At 37.3% G+C, this 19,284-nt stretch carries 12 protein-coding genes; 6 read left to right on the top strand and 6 right to left on the bottom strand.

Annotation, left to right across the window (positions count from 1 at the left end; all coding sequences use genetic code 11):
* Positions 1-9: 9 nt before the first annotated feature.
* From PZ892_RS06160 to PZ892_RS06150, 3 genes are all read left to right on the top strand, one after another.
* Positions 10-411, top strand: a complete 402-nt coding sequence (locus PZ892_RS06160) for a heme-binding protein (RefSeq protein ID WP_094256916.1) — start codon at positions 10-12, stop codon at positions 409-411.
* A 28-nt stretch (positions 412-439) separates the two neighbouring features.
* The gene (gene fdhA, locus PZ892_RS06155; protein ID WP_094256915.1) at positions 440-1,633 is read left to right on the top strand and encodes a formaldehyde dehydrogenase, glutathione-independent; all 1,194 of its coding nucleotides are present in this window, start codon (positions 440-442) and stop codon (positions 1,631-1,633) included.
* 236 nt (positions 1,634-1,869) lie between these two features.
* The gene (locus PZ892_RS06150) at positions 1,870-3,891 is read left to right on the top strand and encodes an FUSC family membrane protein (protein WP_277712472.1); all 2,022 of its coding nucleotides are present in this window, start codon (positions 1,870-1,872) and stop codon (positions 3,889-3,891) included.
* Between the two features lie 42 nt (positions 3,892-3,933).
* Here PZ892_RS06150 and PZ892_RS06145 read toward each other — a convergent pair whose 3' ends face one another.
* Positions 3,934-5,427: a sulfatase gene (locus PZ892_RS06145; RefSeq protein WP_277712471.1), complete on the bottom strand. Its 1,494-nt coding sequence runs from the start codon at positions 5,425-5,427 to the stop codon at positions 3,934-3,936.
* A 263-nt stretch (positions 5,428-5,690) separates the two neighbouring features.
* Here PZ892_RS06145 and PZ892_RS06140 point away from each other — a divergent pair, with 263 nt between their 5' ends.
* The gene (locus tag PZ892_RS06140) at positions 5,691-6,290 is read left to right on the top strand and encodes a hypothetical protein (RefSeq protein ID WP_277712470.1); all 600 of its coding nucleotides are present in this window, start codon (positions 5,691-5,693) and stop codon (positions 6,288-6,290) included.
* 13 nt (positions 6,291-6,303) lie between these two features.
* Here PZ892_RS06140 and PZ892_RS06135 read toward each other — a convergent pair whose 3' ends face one another.
* From PZ892_RS06135 to PZ892_RS06115, 5 genes are all read right to left on the bottom strand, one after another.
* A complete protein-coding gene (locus PZ892_RS06135) occupies positions 6,304-6,813 on the bottom strand; it encodes a hypothetical protein (protein WP_277712469.1) in 510 nt (169 codons plus the stop codon).
* 83 nt (positions 6,814-6,896) lie between these two features.
* Entirely contained in the window at positions 6,897-8,891 is a 1,995-nt protein-coding gene (locus tag PZ892_RS06130; protein ID WP_277712468.1) for a hypothetical protein, read from the bottom strand.
* A 43-nt stretch (positions 8,892-8,934) separates the two neighbouring features.
* On the bottom strand, positions 8,935-9,879 hold the full coding sequence (locus tag PZ892_RS06125; protein ID WP_277712467.1) for a glycoside hydrolase family 43 protein: 945 nt from the start codon (positions 9,877-9,879) through the stop codon (positions 8,935-8,937).
* 41 nt (positions 9,880-9,920) lie between these two features.
* Positions 9,921-11,486 (bottom strand): RagB/SusD family nutrient uptake outer membrane protein, encoded by a 1,566-nt coding sequence (locus PZ892_RS06120; RefSeq protein ID WP_277712466.1) that lies wholly within the window; start codon positions 11,484-11,486, stop codon positions 9,921-9,923.
* A gap of 15 nt (positions 11,487-11,501) precedes the next feature.
* Positions 11,502-14,492: a TonB-dependent receptor gene (locus PZ892_RS06115; RefSeq protein WP_277712465.1), complete on the bottom strand. Its 2,991-nt coding sequence runs from the start codon at positions 14,490-14,492 to the stop codon at positions 11,502-11,504.
* 362 nt (positions 14,493-14,854) lie between these two features.
* Between PZ892_RS06115 and PZ892_RS06110 the strand changes: the two genes are divergently transcribed.
* Positions 14,855-18,772, top strand: a complete 3,918-nt coding sequence (locus PZ892_RS06110; protein ID WP_277712464.1) for a hybrid sensor histidine kinase/response regulator transcription factor — start codon at positions 14,855-14,857, stop codon at positions 18,770-18,772.
* Between the two features lie 73 nt (positions 18,773-18,845).
* A complete protein-coding gene (locus tag PZ892_RS06105) occupies positions 18,846-19,205 on the top strand; it encodes a hypothetical protein (protein WP_141202080.1) in 360 nt (119 codons plus the stop codon).
* The last annotated feature ends 79 nt before the right edge of the window (positions 19,206-19,284 follow it).

The following is a 19,284-nucleotide window of genomic DNA, read 5'->3' as shown; positions in this document are numbered from 1 at the left end:
CAATCAGCTATGAGTAACATCACATTAGAACAAGCAAGAAAAGTTGTGGACGCAGCTATTAAAAAATCCCAAGAATTAGGTGTTAAAATGAATATTGCAGTAGTAGATTCAGGAACCAATTTGGTGGCTTTTAATAAAATGGATGATGCCTGGTTGGGATCTATTGATATCTCACAAAAAAAGGCGCGTACAGCACGATATTTTAATATGGATACTGGTGAAATTGGTAAACTTTCTCAGCCTGGAGGACCATTATATAACATCGAACACTCCAATCATGGACTAATCAGTTTCCCTGGGGGTGTCCTGATCAAGGATGCTAGTGGCAATGTCATTGGTGCTGTTGGTGTCAGCGGTAGCACTGTGGAAGATGACCATGCAGTAGCTGCTGCAGGTGCGTCAGCAGTTTAAGATTTTTTAAACATTAAACCTATTTATTATGTGTCAAAATCACGGTGTTGTATATATGGGACCCGGAGAGGTTCAGGTACAAGAAATAGATTATCCAAAATTGGCGCTCGGGGATCGCAAATGTGAACACGGCGTAATTTTAAAAATAGTATCCACTAATATTTGTGGATCAGATCAACATATGGTCAGAGGACGGACAACGGCATCAGCGGGATTGGTACTGGGACATGAAATCACAGGACAAGTCATAGAAAAAGGTCGGGATGTGGAATTTATCAACGTGGGTGATATTGTCTCAGTTCCTTTTAATATAGCATGTGGACGATGTCGAAATTGCAAAGAAGGTAAAACAGGAATTTGCTTGAATGTAAACCCTTCACGTCCCGGTGCTGCTTATGGCTATGTTGATATGGGCGGCTGGGTCGGCGGACAAGCTGAATATGTAATGGTTCCTTACGCGGATTTTAATTTATTAAAGTTCCCCGATAATGAACAAGCATTAGCCTACATTCGCGATCTTACCATGCTTTCGGATATTTTTCCAACAGGATTCCATGGTGCTGTCTCTGCAGGTGTAGGACCCGGTTCTATTGTCTATGTTGCGGGAGCAGGACCTGTAGGATTAGCATGTGCTGCAAGTTGTCATTTATTAGGTGCCGCCGTCGTTATTGTCGGTGACCTCAATGAAGAAAGACTTGCTCAGGCTCGTAGCTTCGGCTGTGAAACCGTGAACTTAAATTCAGGAGCAGAACTGGCAGACTTGATTGAAGATATTATTGGAGTTCCAGAGGTAGACTGTTTTGTAGACTGTGTGGGCTTTGAAGCTCGAGCACACTCACATTCAGGAGCATCTGAAGAACAACCTGCTGTGGTCCTAAATCAAGCTATGGAAGTGACCAGAGCCGGTGGTGCAATTGGAATCCCTGGTCTCTATGTGACTGAAGATCCAGGCGCTGCAGATGGTGCCGCAAAACAAGGAAATCTCAAAATCCGATTCGGATTAGGATGGGCAAAATCTCACTGTTTCTATACAGGTCAATGTCCGGTTATGAAATATCATCGCCCTTTAATGAATGCAATCCTTTATGATAAAATAAAAATCGCAGATGCCGTAAATGTGCAAATCATTACGCTAAATGACGCGCCACAAGGTTATTCCGATTTTGATAAAGGTGCAGCAAGGAAATATGTCATTGATCCGCATGGCATGATTCCCGCATAGGAAATCAGATTATTTTTAAACAGGTGTAAAAACCATGTATGTATAAATAGGCCCGAATTTACCTATTGAAATCAAAAAGCCCCGAATAATCGGGGCTTTTTACAAAATATAAAACACAAAAATAGGTGTTTCACAAAATTATATATTGAAATAAAATAATTACTCGGTATCTAATTTCATTATTCAATTGAAATTATTATTTTTGCGCCGTAATAAATTAATTCAATTATAAAATATTGGTTGCAGCTGTATTTTCGAGGATAGCATCATTTTTAAAGACCGAGTCAAGTCTAGATGCCCTTCGAAACATTTTGGTAATATTAGTTCCGAGTTTCTTTATCTTCTTTTTCATTGATGGAGCCATAGCCATTGCCTTCGCTGTCGGAGCACTTCTAGCTGCTTTAACAGATGTTCCAGGTAATAAAACTGACAAACTTAGTACCGCAGCGTATTGTATACCTATATTTTTAATTACAGCGCTTTCCGTCTCTTTTACAATTTTTCATCATTCCTGGATTATCATTCCTCTGTTGGGAATTTTTGGGTTTATATATACCATCATTGCTTTACTCGGATTTCGAATAAATGTAGTTGGAAATTTAGGATTAATTGTGGCCAGTTTCACAATCGGCCTCAAACCTACGGACCCAATTATCTTTAGCTTATCCCTCACCGCAGGAGCCTTATTCTTCTTTATTGTTTGCATAATCCAAGTCTACCTTCACCCTCATCGCTCACTTCATTATGCTTTAGATGCTGGCTTGAATTCAATGGCAAAACTTATCCGTCTAAAAGTGGACTGTTATGATGAAAATGCTGCTCTTCCTAAAACATATAAAGATTTAAGTGCTCTCCATAGTAAATTGAGTGATCAATTGGAAGCCATCAGGTCCATTCTATTACGAGATAAAAAACTTCATTCTGAAAAGGATCAAGAAAGCAAAATTTGGCTAGCGAAACTCTACCAACTAGTCGATCTGTATGAATTATTGATGGCGATTGATAATGACTATGAGCATATCCGGGAAACCCTGAAAGGTGGGCAGACGCTGAAATTAATTCGCCAGGCTCTATTACTGCTTTCAAAGGAAACTAAAAGATTAACGCTTGCCAGCAACCTTAGAAAATCAAAAACCAAAAGATATAAATTAGAAGAATTATTGCTGCAATTAGAGACTGATGAGGCTGATGCCTCGCCAGAAAAATGGGCTTTAATTTGTTCTATTAGCACCCAACTGAGACATGTAGCAGACATTCTCCAAAAAATTGAAGCAAAGGAACTCTATCAAGATAACACTCTGGTCGAATCCAAGAATTTTGAAGCTTTTGTTGCTCCGAAGAGTAGCTTCAATACCATTATCAAGAACCTGACCTTTAAGTCTTCAATATTCTCTTATGCCGTTCGAATGGCCATTCTTCTTATGGCAGCTGGATTGATTGGATTTCTTCTTCCTGAGTTTAGATATGCATCTTGGATTTTACTGACCATTATCCTCGTTGCTCGGCCTAGTTATACCACGACCCAAAAAAGAAACTACGAACGTATCATTGGTTCTGTTATTGGCATAGCAATCAGCTTGATCCTCTTAGTATTCATTTCCAATACGTTCTTATTAATTGGTATAGCTGCACTATGTTTATACTTGTTCCTACTCTTCAACAAGCCCAATTACTTGGTCTGTGTAATCTTTATTACCATCACAATATTACTGGGGCAACATGTGCATGAAGGCAGTATTCAGGATTTATTGGGCAGCAGGTTCGCATTCACTTTACTAGGATCCATTTTTGCGGTTTTAGGCTGTCTTGCCATTCCAATCAATCACTATAGAACAGTGGAACAGAGTACAAATGCCTTAATGCAACACTTTACATCCTACCTCAAGAAAATTCAGGAAAGTTATTATTCAGGAAGTTTGAATTATTATGATTTAAGGTTACTTAGAAAGTCTACACAGGCCTCTCTAGCTCAATCCTATGATTCCTTGGATCAACTTGCCAAAGAACCACTCAAAGGCAAATACTTTAAGGCGGACATTGCCCACTTCCAAACCTTAGCATACCGCATCAATGCCCTTCTGGTTGGTTTATCTGTCAATATGACCAAGCTTGGTTTTACCCTTGCACAAGAGGAAATGGAGTTAAAAATAAATTATATCAACAGCATTATTGCAGAAGCTGAAGATTGTGCCCAAAAATTTTCCAAAGGCAAGAAAATAAAGACTGCTAATCCTATTAAATTCGAGACCAGCAAGTAATCTCTTATCCTGACAAGAAAAACAGCAATATCTAGAGTGATTTTAATTGCCTTTTCTTTTTGGCATCGGTGCTTTATTATTTTTCAGGATGGTCTGCAGTTCTGATTTCAAACTTTCAGCGATTTCTTGCATACCTTCTTTTTCTATAATATTATTTTGTTCTCCTAAATCCTCTTCTAAATCAAATAACTCAAAAGAATCATTTCTTAATGACCAAACAAGCTTATATTTTCCTTTTCGGATTGCAGATCGATAGTTAAAACCATCGCCATCACTCTTAGTCCACTTATTAGGAATATGGAATACCAATGGACGTTCTTGCCTTACTGTCCCTAAGTTTTTCAATGCACTCAATTGACTAATCCCATCTATTTCTTGAACAGTTTTTACCTTCTTTATCTGTGCCATATCTAGAACGGTAGGAAAAATATCCTCCACGATTACGGGCACATCATTTCGCTTATTTTTCACATTATTCTTAATTCCCTTTATCATCAAAGGAACTCGAATCCCACCTTCATAAATAGAACCCTTTCCAGAGCGTAATGGCTTATTATGTGTATGGGCAACCCCGTCCCTCGGGGGAATTGTACTTAACCCACCATTATCACTGATGAAAATGATATAGGTATTATCTTGGATATTTTTGCTCTCCAGAAAATCCAAAATTTCTCCTAAACTCTTATCCATGCTTTCGATCATGGATGCATATTTTGCCTCGTTTCGACTGAGCCCCTGATCCAGATACTTTTGAAAATATCGACGATCTTCCATTAAAGGGTCATGTAAGGCATAATGGCTTAAATGGAGGAAGAAAGGAAGCTTATGCTGAATCGGAAATTCCAAACTCTTTAATGCCTCTTGGGTAAGGGCTTCCGTCAAATTTATTTCTTGACCAAAATATTCTTGCAAATTCTCAATTCCATGATAATCTGTACTGGTCCGACCAAAATTCTGTTCCCCCCAATAACTTGCTGGTCGACCCGTTGAGGTCCCAGCGATATTCACAGTAAATCCAAGGGAATATGGATTCGAACCTGCTGTACCTGCAGAACCCCAATGTGCTTTCCCTGCATGAATGGTAAAATAACCATGATCCTTTAAGATTTGTGCCAATGGAGTTGCATAAATAGTATGCTCCACCCCGGCAATGGGACTCATCCCATTAAAATTCCAGTCCGGTTCTTCCATCTCCTCATCCTTATTTCCAGTTGGATTATCTTTCATCGGTGCTGTCCAATTGGTGACATGATGTTTGCTGGCGTTCATCCCTGTAATTAAACTAACCCTCGTAGGTGTACAAACAGGTGTACTATAAGCATCTGTAAAGGCCACCCCAGATTTTGCCAATCGCTCCATATTAGGAGTATGATATCTTGTATTGAATGCTGTAGTATTAGGTCCAAAGGGATAGGAAGTATCTTGCCAACCCATATCATCTACCATAAAAATGATAATATTAGATTTTTTCTGCGCATTAACAGCAAAACATAAAAAAATAGACAACATGCCTAATAAGACCCTCTTGAAATTCATAATAGATCGGTTGGAAAAAGTATATATAAAGTTTAAGTATGGAACAGAAGATAAGGATTTTTGAATATTATTAAAAATATTATATGCATTTCCTTTCATCTAAGCATCCTATAAATATGAAAACAATAACCATAATTATCCTAAGTTTCTTATGCATCCATGCTAATGCAAAAGAATATACCAAAAAAGATTCCTTAAAAAAAAGAATTGAAAAGCGGCACAATAGTGAATTAAAGGAGGATAGTTCAATTACAATTTCAAACGTGTCTTATTATAATTTAGCCGAAACTGTTCCAGTACAATATCCAGGCGGAAAAAATGCCTTTCGAGAGATATTATTCACTGAAATCTCAAATAAAATTGATTACCAGAACCTTAACAAATATGATTGGGACAAACCAATTACCTTTGTGGTTAATAAAAATGGCAACTTTAAATTCCAAAAAGATAATAACCTGAGCGAGTTGATCGATACAACTAAATTTAGAAAATTTCAACCTGGAATTGTAATGGGCAGGCCTGTTCCCTTTTATTTTGAAGTCCAACTCCCTCAACCCGAAAAACTCTTGGACTGGAAAGAGTTAAATCTATTTCATCGTAATTACCAAATTATCACTCACTCTTCAAATGGCGAACCTATATATATGAGTCCAACCTTGCCTAAAACAAAAGACAATTTGATAATTATTTCTTACCTATGTACACATCAATTAAATGAACCTCAGATAATTCAGGGTGATAAAAATGACGCCAATCATTTAAAACAACATCTAGCAAAATTAACAAACAAAGAATTACAAATTGATGATTTTTTTAACAATAAAAGGATATTTATTATGATGAAAAAAATTGCAAGTCTTTAGTTTATTAGTACTCTTATTTAGTTCTAATACTAACTCCAAAATCCTTGTCTTCAACTTGAAATTCTTTTTTTAATTTATCTTTATTCAACACCTTCAGCAAAATAAAATTTTCATCATTTATTTTGGACAATGCTTTTTCGACATCTTGTTTAACTACCTGGTTGTTGATAATAAACTGAACATTAGCATTTAGGTTATCCTCCATTATTAATTTTCGGAACTTTGCTGATTTGGCCCCTAAATAGTTTTGATATTTTTTTCTATTAGCAGATTTACTAATAATAAAAATGGCATCATCCTGAGTTTTTATACCTAATTGCTGAAGAATGGGATCCGTTGATCTTAATATACTAAATTCACTGACCTCATCTTTTTTGATTAGATATTCTACGGAATCTCTAGGTACCAAAACAGAATCCAATAAGAAAATAGTAATGTTATTTTTTAACCTGTTATGTTCTATCTTTTGTCCATACGAAGGCAAGAAATACAGAAACGCTAGAAAAATCAACAGAAATCGCATAATAATTGGGCTTATTTTATATTAAATTTAATAAAAAAGGTCAGTATTATTATACTGACCTTTAACTAATTAACAAATTAATTTTACTTAAAAAATTCTTCCACTCGATTTGGCGACAGCATTTGCCATAAAGAAGCTACGGTCCATCCCGGTGCGAAAATATCATTGTAGAATCCCTTTCCATTCTTTCCATAATCCCAGTTTGTATGCTGAACAACCTCTGGATAATAGCCTACTTTTGCAATATTATACAGTTGGCCTTGAATTGGCATTAATTGCAACATGGAAGTTTTGATCACCTTTGAAAAATCTGAAAAACGGCTTTGCTTTCTTTCTTTCGCTAACCAATCCAAAACTGTTGCGAACTCGAAAATAAAGACATCAACATGATTATTCTCCACGGAAACATTTCCCCAACCCCTGGATTGAAATCCAACATCGCCTAACATCTGACCTTGCGCAAATGGAACATCCCATGTATAATACCAAGTCAAACAAAAATAAGCCGCCTTCATACTCTGATCAACGTAATGTTGATGCTCCTTCCCTTTGGTTGCCATCGCCATGTAATACATGGCTGTAGATGCATACAAAGAAGCCTCTTTATCTTCACAATTCGCATCTAACGTTGATGAAAAATAATCTGATTTATTGATGATTTCCTTTTCAAGATAATCAGCAGAACGCTTCGCTTCTTCCAAATAGGATTTCTTTCCAAAATATTTATAAGCCATGGTTAATGGCAATGTAGCCGATGGAGTACTACCACCACTTTCATCCTTAACTTGAAGATTATCATCAAATTTCCTAGGAAAACTACCATCAGCAAGTTGCAGCTTCGAGAAGTTCGCCAAAATCTTCTCCATCCTCTTTTCCCATTCCGGATGCTTCCTTCCTTTGGATTTCTCGTACTTTAAATAATTTAATATCGCAAATACTCCTTCTGATTGTCTGCGGATGCTGAACACATCATCTTCTCGATTCCTCTCAAAATCAACAAACTCCTTGAAAAAACCATTCTTGGTAAATCCATTCTTCAAATAACTTTCAAATATGGCATTCGCATCTGCCATAAGTTTCTGATCTTGATGCTGTTCAGCAAACTCAAGGGAATTGTAGGCATTCAATAATACACGCCCCACAAATCCTATTTCAGCGGAACCCGTACTTACGCAATCATCTGTCCGCAAATGAACGCCTGAATAATATTTTAAATCATACTTATCAACGAAACTTTCCTTGAAAAAATTAGTCAGAATCTTCTTTGCTTCCTCATTGCTATACTTAGGTTGCAATGGTTTTGGAGCTTTGCTATCATATGCATAAGTCCAAATCTTGGAAACGAAATCTGAATAATCTGAAGCGTTTCCATGATTTATTTCCCATGTTAAGCTCCGAGTTTCTCCTGGCTCTAATTTTTCAAAAGCTATAATTTCTGGGACCAAGGTCAATTTCCGGATATAGGATTTCGGCGCTTCATGATATGGAAAGCCAAAAACCAAGGCTGAAGATCCATTTTCATTCTTGAAACCTGTAAACCCCAAATCTGTTTTCGAACTCAAGATCACTTCTCCGGATTGATGTTGAGCAATAGCATCTACCTTGGCTTCATCCAAACGTAAAACAGAATAATAAGCACCTTGCTCTTTATTGAATATCCCTGTCATCGCCGTACTCAAACGGTCTTCACGAACCTGCCAACTATCACTCGTAGCAAAGGATGGAGCCTCCTTGGGAGAGCGTAAATTCTTGTGATACCAAAATCCCGGCATGATAAATTCGCTCTCTTGATGTTTAAAATCATTGATTTTAAATGTCTTCTCAAAATTAAAATAAACCCGCTCCTTTGCAGTTAGGGTGACTTGGATCTTTGTACTTTTCCCGTTTTCTTCAATCTTTTGCTGAATCTCCAACGGAAGGGATTCAGTTGATTGAAGGCTCGTCCCATTCACAGTTAAATTATACTTCGTGGCAGGATTTCCAGGATTTTTTATAATGACAGCTTGACTCATCTCCTGCCCCTTCCCAACTAAGCAGAGCGCAACAGCAATTAAAGTCAGTTTCAATTTTATTTTCATATCGTTTGTGCGTATTTGTTGATTTATCTTCTTAAAGAATTATTTATTTCAATTTCGGACGAATAATTTCCCCTGTTATTTTCATAACAGGCATGGCATCATTAGTAAAGGTTACTTCGGCAATATACATCGCTCTTGGATGGATACTATCCTTGGAATGATGAGCATGAAAAACAATTCTCAATTTACCATCCTTATCCTTAAACATCGCACTATGCCCTACCCCCACCAGATCTTCCGGCATTTGTAGAATAGGATTCTTATCATATTTGGTCCATGGTCCATTGACCGATTTAGAAGTTGCAAATCCTACTCCGTACGATTGACTTTCATAACTGTTCCCTGAATAAGTCAGGTAATACAAATCCTTATGCTTAACTACAAAAGCACCTTCATTCACCCTGGGCCAAACCGTTTCCCAATCTTGCGAAACATGAATACATGGCTTCATACTGGCAAGATCAATAGTCTGTAAATCATCCTGTAACCCAGCTACCCAAATATTAAGTCCATCGTTAAAACGATCGAAGTATAAATAGGGCTTGCCATCACTATCGATAAATAATGAATTGTCAATGGCTTTCTCATCGGGTAGCATAGGTTCTTTTTTCTCCTGCACAAATGGTCCTAAAGGCGAGTCAGATGTGGCCACACAGATATGCTCATTGGCAGAGTAGTACATAAAGAATTTATTCTTTTCCTTAATATAATAGACTTCTGGAGCCCAAAACCAACGACCACCCCAAGAATCCTCCGATTTAAGGGCCAATGAACTTTCCTTGGTCCATTCCTTCAGATCGTCAGACGTATATACCTCAATTCCATTCTGCGCTTTGGTGCCATAGGCATAGTACTTCCCTTCATGCAACATGATAAAAGGATCACCCAATGGAACGGGATTTTTAAATTCAAAATCGGATTTTTCTGTTTTTGCGCAACCTATTAATGATAGCAGCATCAGAAAGAGAAAATAGCTTAGTTTTTTCATATCGTTTAATTTAAGTCTGTGACAATCCTCCTGATTATCTATTAATAACCAGGGTTTTGAGTCACATTTGGATTATTATTTACCTCATCCGAAGGAATTGGTAAACTGCGGTGTTTCTTGATTACAAAATTTTCAAAGTCAGGATCTCTCCCTTTCAGCTCATTCAAACCTTCTTGGCTGTCTAAAAGCCCCCAACGTTTCAAATCAGCCCAACGATAGCCTTCAGTCGCCAATTCTAGGAATCGCTCCATCTGCAACCTCTTCAGAAAAGCCGCTTTACCGCTGCTCGCAGAAGCATGATTTACGGATAATTTAGGCATATTTACTCGATTTCTAACTCGATCGACCATAGCAACAGCATCCGAAAGGGAACCATTTGTTTCAGCAATACATTCTGCATACATCAATAAAACATCTGCATATCGGATCAAGCGAACATTCGTAGGATTATAATAATCATCATAGGTGCGGTAATAATCAGAACTATATTTCCTGAAAAACACACGCCCTTTATAATTATCCTTATTCCATTGAGCTTCATTACTAACCAAACCATAAATCTTATCATTATTGGGAAAATCCAAATGCATACTGCTGTAAAATGCTGTATAGCGTAATCTGATATCAAAAGTATTGGTTACATTTTTTTCCTTTTTGAATTCATCGATAATCCATGGCCTTAACTCCCCATCGGTCCAGCCTATGCCTGGAGGCGCAAAAAACTGTCCCCGGTTCAATCCTAAGTTTGGATCTACACTGAAATCGCCATCTCCCGCTGGTGCAGGATTAGCATCGGAGTACTGGATTTCAAAAACCGATTCTGGATTGTTCTCCCGGTCTTTGGTGAAATTATCAAAATAATTTGCCGTTAGATCGTAGTACTTCTTTCCTACCCCTGTAACCAACCAATCCAAATCAGCTTTAGCCTCCGCAAATTGATGCATTTGCATATGACATTTTGCTTTGAATGCTAGTGCTGCACCCTTGGTTGCTCGGCCTTTATTTGGATTATCCCATTCCTCAGGCAAAAGTTCAGAAGCTTTCTTCAAGTCGGCAATTGCCTGTGCAAAAACTTCTTTCTCAGTATGCCCTTCCGGTTGCATCCCAGGAGTAGATGGCTCCAATACAATCGGAAGGCTCTTGCTTTCACTGCCCCACAACACGGTTAAATAGTAATAATAGAGACCTCTTAAAAAATAGGCTTGACCTAATATGTATTCCTTTTGTTTAGCATCAGCAAATTCGATCTCCGGAACAAAATGCAGCACTTGATTTGAACGGAAGATGGCTTCATAAAAATCCCGATAAGTCCATGCATTTCCTTCCCAGAAATTATAGTTATTGTATCTAAATTGAGTCCATTCCTTTAATTCTGCCCATGGACTTTGGCTAAAGCCTTCATCAGAAGTCAAATCCAACCGAAACCACAACCAACGACTAAAAGTACCTGGTTTGTAAAACATGTTGTATGCCGCATTGATACCAAATTGGGCATCTTTTTCACTTTTCCAAAAGGTCTTTGTCGAGATGGTATTTGGGTTATTTACTTCCACACTACAGCTTGTCATCAAGCAAGCCGCAAACAATATATTGATTAACTTTTTCATTGTTCTTTCTTAAGGTTAAAAGGTGATTTGTGCTCCAAAACTAAATCCTCTAGGGTTTGGAAATGATCCCCCATCATAACTACGCTCCCAGATACTCCGATTCAAAAACTCCGGATCCAAGCCTCTGTATTTAGTAAATGTGACCAGGTTCTGCGCATTCACATAAAGCCTAACTTGACTAAATGTATTACCTAAAATTGATGCAGGAAAATTATACCCTAGTGCCATTTGACGAATTCTCAGGTAATTACCATTTTCCAACCAACGATCTTGATCTGGACGAACATTTCTTGAATCTGCATAGATTGGTCGTGGATCCTTAGCATTTGGATTCTCAGCAGTCCATGGATCATAATCTGCACGATAATTGGAATTATCGTCAAATCGATCATAACCACTACGTGGACCATTAAATGATTTAAAGCCAAATGCTCCGGTCAACTGAAACTGCAGGTCAAAACCCTTGTATTCAAATCCTAAATTTGCACCAACCTGATACCGAGGCATGCTGCTTCCCATATACTGTCGGTCAGCCTCTGTAATTTGTCCATCATCGTTAAAATCAATAAATCGAACATCCCCAGGTTTAGCATTTGGTTGAATAAGTTGACCCGCACTATTTTTATGATTTTGTACTTCTTCCGCGCTCTGGAATAGACCGTCAGTTTTTATCAAATACCAATTTCCGATACTCTCACCAACTCGAGATTTAGTATTCCATTGTGTAAATTCTTTTCGATCATAACCTAATTCTACAATCTTGTTCTTGATATATGATGCATTGAATCCGATTTGATATTCAAAATCACCAACTTTATCCCTCCATTCTGTGGTCAACTCCAAACCAGTATTCTTTAAGGATGCCGAATTAACTACTGGATTACCACCATTATTACCAGTGGTCAATAAAATAGGCATGGGAGTCAGGACATCCTGTGTATTTTTTTCAAAATAATCCAAGGAAAGACTTAGCCTATTATCCGCTAAGACTGCATCAAAACCCGCATTTAACTGAGCAACTTTTTCCCATTTCAAATCCTCATTTGCCAACTTAATCTGAGTCATACCTGTATTTACAACCTGATCTGTTCCAAATACCGCTTGCGGAAACACTGTAATAAATGAAACCCAATCCCATACATTAATATTAGAGGTGCCTAATACACCGTAATTCGCCCGTAGTTTTAACTCATTGATCCAAGGCACATTAAAGAATTGCTCTTTACTGACTCTCCAGCCGGCCGCAACAGATGGGAAATAGCCAACACTTAAATCAGGATTGAATTTTGAAGACTGATCTCGACGCATGGTTAAACTCAATAAATAACGCTCATCATAGGTATAATTAACCCGACCAAAAACTGAAAATAGCTTTTCTAAATCCTGATAATTCCCTGTCTTGGGATTACTCAAGGCTGCATCAAGATTAGTAAAATAATCAGCACCATTCATTAATAGGTCGTTTTTTGTCCCCCAAATCTGCTCATAATTCGAGGTTTGATAACTGATCCCTGCAACAGCAGAAATATCATGCTTTCCGAATATCTTGGCGTATTCCAAGGTGTTATCATAAACATAACCTTGGTATTGGGCTTGGTTTTTATTCAAGGATGATGGATCGTATGGTTGATTATAAGTCCAAAATCCTTCTTTTCGTAATGCCATATGCTTATCATTGCTCAAATCAAAACCAAAATTCAACCTGTATTTCAACGATTTAAAGAATTCTAACTCAGTAAACACATTACCTCGGGTCCGTAGATTTCCATTTTCAGTTACCAAAAAATCTTCAATTGCAAATGGATTGGTTCCGAAGGTCACATCCCTACTGCCTTCACCAAAACCGTAGCCTCCTTTTGCCGCATTGTTTGGATCATAAATTGGAATGGTCGGCAACATTCTATAAACATCAATAATGGGGTTAGTATTGAGTTCATCGACTTGGAAATTACTCAATACTATGTTTTCGCCAAGACTAAATTTTATATTCTCCCCAAAGTTTCTTGAGGTTGACATATTGGACCTAAGGGTAAAACGCTTACTGGAAGCCCCTATCGTTGTGCCACTATTTGCTTGATAATTCCCAGAAAAAAAGTACCGGCTTTCCTTTCCTCCACCTGAAAAGGAGATATTTTGGTCCTGTAGCCAGCCGGTCTTGAATACCTCTTCTTGCCAGTCGGTATTGGCATCAAAGTGATTGGCAGGCGTTCTGTTGGCATTACTAAAGGCTAGATCATTCATGCTTATCCACAAATCTCGATCCGCCAAATTATAGCGTGGCAACCATTGGGCCGTTCCTCTGGAAGAGACATCAATTTTCATCTTGCCTTCACGACCTTGTTTAGTGGTAATAATAATCACCCCATTTCCTGCTCTAGAACCGTAAATCGCAGCTGCCGACGCGTCTTTTAGAACCTGAATACTTTCAATATCATTAAAGTTGAAATCCCGATTTGCCCCAGCAACTATTCCATCAACAACATATAGAGGATTGCTTGAGCCAAAAGTTCCAGTTCCTCTAATCTCGACTTTACCTTCTGAACCCGGGTTTCCAGCAGTTCTAACATTTAGGCCAGGTAAGGTTCCTAAGGCATCACCCACAGTTCCTGTAACCGTTGTATTTTTCATCTCACTCGGTTTAAAAACCGAGACTGCACCAGTCAAATCAGACTTCTTGACGGTCTGATATCCAATTACAACAACCTCATCTACTTGTTCATCCTCAGGTTTAAGAACAATATCCAATGTAGTCTGACTATTAATTTGCACAGTTTGGCTGCTATAGCCTATGATGGCAAATTGTAATGCCTGACCTGATTGAACAGGAATTTCAAAATTCCCATTATCATCTGTCATGACAGCAGTGCTGGTTCCTTGCACAGTAACCGTTACATTCGCTAACGATTCACCGGCATCGTTTGTGACCCTTCCTTTTATATTTCTGTCTTGAGCAAATGCTGATACAGAAATCAGTAAAATGAAAAGGATAATAATACTTTTCCGCATGTTTATTGGGTTTATTAATTTGGTTATAGAAATTTTTGGTTATATCAACATCTCAAATAAGCTACTTACCTGAGGTTATTTTTTTTCAATTAAAATGGTTTATAAGGTTCTTGAATTTTAATTAACAGATGGAAATCAGAGCGTTTTCAATTCATGTATTAAAAAAAAGCCTATTTTTCTTTAAAACCTAACAATGGTTAATTTTTACAACTTTTTACTAATAATTGCTATTTTTAGATATAATCCTGATAACCAACCGTAAGCTTATTAATGATGACATCGTGAAGACTTATCTAATATCCTTTCTTATTCTCCTGTTTTCCAGCATTTTTCATTCTGCATGGGGACAAAGACCCTCGAATATGCATTTCAAAAAATTGCAAGTTGCAGATGGTCTTTCAGAGAATAGCGTGTATTGTATTCTGCAAGATCAAACTGGATTTATGTGGTTTGGCACTAAAGATGGATTAAACAGGTACGATGGGAATTCTTTCCGGGTCTTTCAAAAACAACACCAGGATAAAAACAGTTTAGGGAATAATTTTGTTCGGAGCTTGGCTGAAAAAGATTCTAACTCCCTATATGTTGGGACTGACCATGGTCTTTATATCATGGATAAAACCAAAGAGGCTTTTTATTTTCTAGACCTCAAAACCAACCAAAACCTGAAGCTGCACTCCGCCATCAATACTTTGAAAATTGCAAAGGATGGAAGCCTGTGGATTGGAAGTATGAACCAGGGAATATTCCAATATTTTCCGAAGGAAAACAAGCTTATTCATCTGGATATTGAAAACGGAAACTTAGGTCAAAATGCCACTTGGGCGATATTCCAAGATCAATCAGGGGCAATCTGGGCTGGAACAAGGTTAGGCTTGTTAAAATATAATTCCAGCCTAGGGAAATTTCAGGCCGTACCAAACCTTTTTAACTCTTCTGATAACCCTGAATATGAAATTCTTTCCATTGGCGAGGATAAGCAGGGGGATTTATGGTTAGGAACCTGGGGAATTGGTCTGATAAGATTTAATAAACAGTTGGGCGTTCAAGAAAGATACATGGATAAATCCTCCATTGCTTTTGTCTCCCATATCCGTTCAATTTTTGAATATGATGAAAACCAACTCCTGATTGGATCAGACGATGGCCTTTACCTTTTTAATATAAAATCTAAGAAACAAAGCCGGGTAGATATCCCGCAATTCAAATATAGCCTCAGTGATCAAAATGTCTATTCAATTGCCAGAGATAAAGAAAATAGTATTTGGATTGGAACATATTTTGGAGGAGTCAATTATTTAAACACCTCCCTCCTACAAATTGAAACCTTTTATTCCGATATTATCAGGGGTTTTCTATCTGGAAAAGCTGTTAGTCAAATTACGGAGGACAGCAAGGGAAATATGTGGATTGCTACGGAAGATGGCGGAATAAATTATTTCGACTTAGAGAATGGAACGATTAGCCAACCCATAAAAACATCCTACCACAATACACACGCCTTATTATTAGACCAGAATAAACTCTGGATAGGAACTTTCTCAAGAGGTCTTGATGTATATGACTTAAATTCGAAAACCCTACTAAATTTCAGACATCAGGCATCCAACAAAAATAGCATCAATGATGATTGTATCTTTTCATTGTATAAGTCAAAGGCAGGAAAAATTTATGTAGGTACGCCAGCTGGCTTAAGCATCTTTAACCCCGAGAAGAATGCCTTTGACCGCATCGAAGGCATCCATGAGTTTATTTATGATATCAAGGAAGATTCTGATGGCAATATATGGCTGGCATCTTATGAAGCCGGACCTATTAAATTTGATCAGAAAACAAAAAAGTGGATACATTATAGTAAAATCAGACCCAATGAACCTATATCCTCGAGTAAATTAACCAGCATCTATATTGACAGTCAAAATAGGCTTATTTTCAGCAGTGAGGGAAAAGGTATTTTCATCTATCAGAAAGAAAATGATTCCTTCATCAATATTTCTCAGAAAAATGGTCTCCCCAACAATGTTATCTATGGGGTATTGGATGATCCTGAAGGCAATTTATGGTTAAGTAGCAATAAAGGAATTATCCATTTCCATCCCGATCGTCCAGCAGAATATGAATTATATACTGTTAATAATGGCTTACAAAGCAATCAATTCAATTTTAAATCCTCCTTCAAAAGCAGGGATGGAAAATTCTATTTTGGCGGAATAAATGGCTTTAGTAGTTTTTATCCACAGACTTTTCAAAAAGCAAAAAATAAAACCCAACCCAATGTGGCTTTTACGGGGCTTCAACTATTAAATAACTCAAGCTCTGAATTCGACCAAGAAATTCAAGAGAAAATCAATACGGGCCAATTAATTCAACTCCAATACAACCAGTCTTCATTTAGTATTTCCTTTGTCAGTTTGAGTTTTCTCTCGCCTTCTGAAAATCAGTATGCCTATATGCTCGTAGGTGCTGATGAAAACTGGACGGCTGCTGGAAACAGGCAATCGGTTTCTTATGTCAATCTCCCTTATGGAAAATACACTTTCCGTGTTAAGGCCAGTAATAATGATAAGCTCTGGAATCAAGAAGGCATCAGCATTGAAATCGAAATCTTACCACCATTTTGGTTAAGTGTGCCCGCAAAAGTAATTTACCTCCTACTATTTGTTACTGGTATACTGCTGTTGTTCTATTATTATGCAAAGGCAAATAAAGCCAAACACAATAGGCAACTTGCCAATTTTAAATTGGAACAAGAACAAAAATCATATTCATCAAAAATCGAATTCTTTACGAATGTGGCGCATGAAATTAGAACGCCAGTAAGCTTAATCAGTGCTCCATTGGAAGAAATCCTACATAAGGATAATATCAGCACGGACATTCGTAATAATCTGCATATCATCGAGAAAAATTGCGAACGATTACATATCCTTATCAATCAATTATTAGATTTCCGAAAGATGGAAGAAGGTCGCTTACAGATTAACCCTGAAAGCATTAACCTCAACAGCTTTTTATTGGAAATTTATGAGCGCTTTAAGAAATCAGCGCAAAGCAAGAAATTAAAACTTGATCTACAACTACCTTTGAAAAATGAAATAATTGTAGAGTCTGATATAGAGGCCTTAAACAAAATCATCAGCAATCTATTAAGCAATGCTATTAAGTTTGCGGATAAAAAAATAGAACTGAAGCTGGGTATCAATCCGGATCAGAGTTATTTTATCAGTGTAAGTGATGATGGTAAAGGCATACCCAAGGAATTTAAAAGCTTAATATTTGACCCTTTCTATCAGGTAAATTCAAACAAGGGCCATTCAGGAACTGGAATAGGTTTATTTTTAGTAAGGCATTTCAGCAACCAGATAGCAGGAAAAATAGATGTATTTGACCTCCAGCCCAAAGGCACCAGCTTTGTATTTAGTTTTACAAATTACCCTAAACTTCCGGAAATAACCTTGGAGGCGAGCGAATTGGAGGAACTCGAATTGGAACATAAGGATTCAGTAGGTTTACAGAAAATCTTATTAGTGGATGATAACCCTGAAATAACAACTTTCATTGGACAATCTCTACACGATGATTACAAAGTTGATATCGCTGAAAATGGTAGGGTAGCCTTAGAAAGGCTCGAAAAAAATAGTTATTCATTAATCATTTCAGATATTATGATGCCTGAAATTGATGGGATCAATTTATCAGAAATCATTAAAAGCAATCTGAATTACTCCCATATACCCATTATATTATTATCGGCAAAGATTGAAAATTCAACAAAGATCAAAGGTTTAATGACTGGAGCAGATGTATTCATTGAAAAGCCATTCTCCATTAACTTTCTTCGGGCACAGATCAGCAGTTTGCTGCGAAACCGAAAGAATATCTTAGAAATCTTCAATAACAATCCATTAGCCTCCTATTCATCCCTTGTGACAAACAAAAGTGATGAGGCATTTTTAAAGTGCATCAATGAAGAAATTGAGAAGAATTTAGCGGATGATCAATTCAATGTGGAATCTCTTACTCAGGTTCTTGGTCTTAGCCGTTCAAATTTCCAACGCAAATTAAAGGCAATCTCAGGTCATTCCCCAGGAGATTATGTCCGAACCTACCGACTCAAGAAGGCATGCAGCTTATTACTGGAAGGAGATTATCGCATTAATGAAGTTTGTTTTATGGTAGGTTTTAGTTCAGCCTCTTATTTCAGCAAAGCTTTTATCAAAGCGTATAACCTGACGCCAAAGGAATTTGTAAACACAATTAAGACTCAGGATGTTGAGTAAAAAAATCGGGATTAATCGACATTCGATAAAACAAAAAAAAACCGCTATCTATAATCGGTAAGTTGTGTAAAATATGTGTTCGTTTACGGTAAACCGTAGTGAATTCAGCGCGATTATAGCTACTTTAGTTTATCACACTAACGCAATGGAAACCACCGATTTTAACTTTTGGCTAAACCAAAATGTTAAGCTATCTAACATTAATCAGGTTTGGACTTTATACCATGCTGTAAGAACTGAAAGTAATGAGTTTTTTTCCTATTCAATTTATAGAGATGAGCATCGTTTAATCATAAAATGTGCGAAGACTCAGAATATTTTAATCATTGAAAACGAGGAAATAAAATTCAGGTTTTTACACACGCTTGAATATCCATTTCTGTATCAAGGAGGAATTGATACAGCTAAGGAGTTGAGCAAGAACTTTGCATAGCACTGGCTAGAAATAGCCTTTAAATATCATAGAAGGCAGCTGATTGGATCAGATTCAATCTTGCTGCCTTTGCTAAGCT

Origin of the sequence: Sphingobacterium sp. WM, assembly GCF_029542465.1 — a bacterium.
GTDB classification, from domain to species: domain Bacteria; phylum Bacteroidota; class Bacteroidia; order Sphingobacteriales; family Sphingobacteriaceae; genus Sphingobacterium; species Sphingobacterium cellulitidis.
Note: the sequence above shows the minus strand (reverse complement) of the source record. Positions and strands in the feature narration are given on the sequence as shown.

Bases quoted from the DNA above. Each gene is read 5' to 3' on its own strand.
- PZ892_RS06160 (WP_094256916.1), top strand. From the start codon at position 10: ATGAGTAACATCACATTAGAACAAGCAAGAAAAGTTGTGGACGCAGCT.
- fdhA (WP_094256915.1), top strand. From the start codon at position 440: ATGTGTCAAAATCACGGTGTTGTATATATGGGACCCGGAGAGGTTCAG.
- PZ892_RS06145 (WP_277712471.1), bottom strand. From the start codon at position 5,427: ATGAATTTCAAGAGGGTCTTATTAGGCATGTTGTCTATTTTTTTATGT.
- PZ892_RS06135 (WP_277712469.1), bottom strand. From the start codon at position 6,813: ATGCGATTTCTGTTGATTTTTCTAGCGTTTCTGTATTTCTTGCCTTCG.
- PZ892_RS06130 (WP_277712468.1), bottom strand. From the start codon at position 8,891: ATGAAAATAAAATTGAAACTGACTTTAATTGCTGTTGCGCTCTGCTTA.
- PZ892_RS06125 (WP_277712467.1), bottom strand. From the start codon at position 9,879: ATGAAAAAACTAAGCTATTTTCTCTTTCTGATGCTGCTATCATTAATA.
- PZ892_RS06120 (WP_277712466.1), bottom strand. From the start codon at position 11,486: ATGAAAAAGTTAATCAATATATTGTTTGCGGCTTGCTTGATGACAAGC.
- PZ892_RS06115 (WP_277712465.1), bottom strand. From the start codon at position 14,492: ATGCGGAAAAGTATTATTATCCTTTTCATTTTACTGATTTCTGTATCA.
- PZ892_RS06110 (WP_277712464.1), top strand. From the start codon at position 14,855: ATGCATTTCAAAAAATTGCAAGTTGCAGATGGTCTTTCAGAGAATAGC.
- PZ892_RS06105 (WP_141202080.1), top strand. From the start codon at position 18,846: ATGTGTTCGTTTACGGTAAACCGTAGTGAATTCAGCGCGATTATAGCT.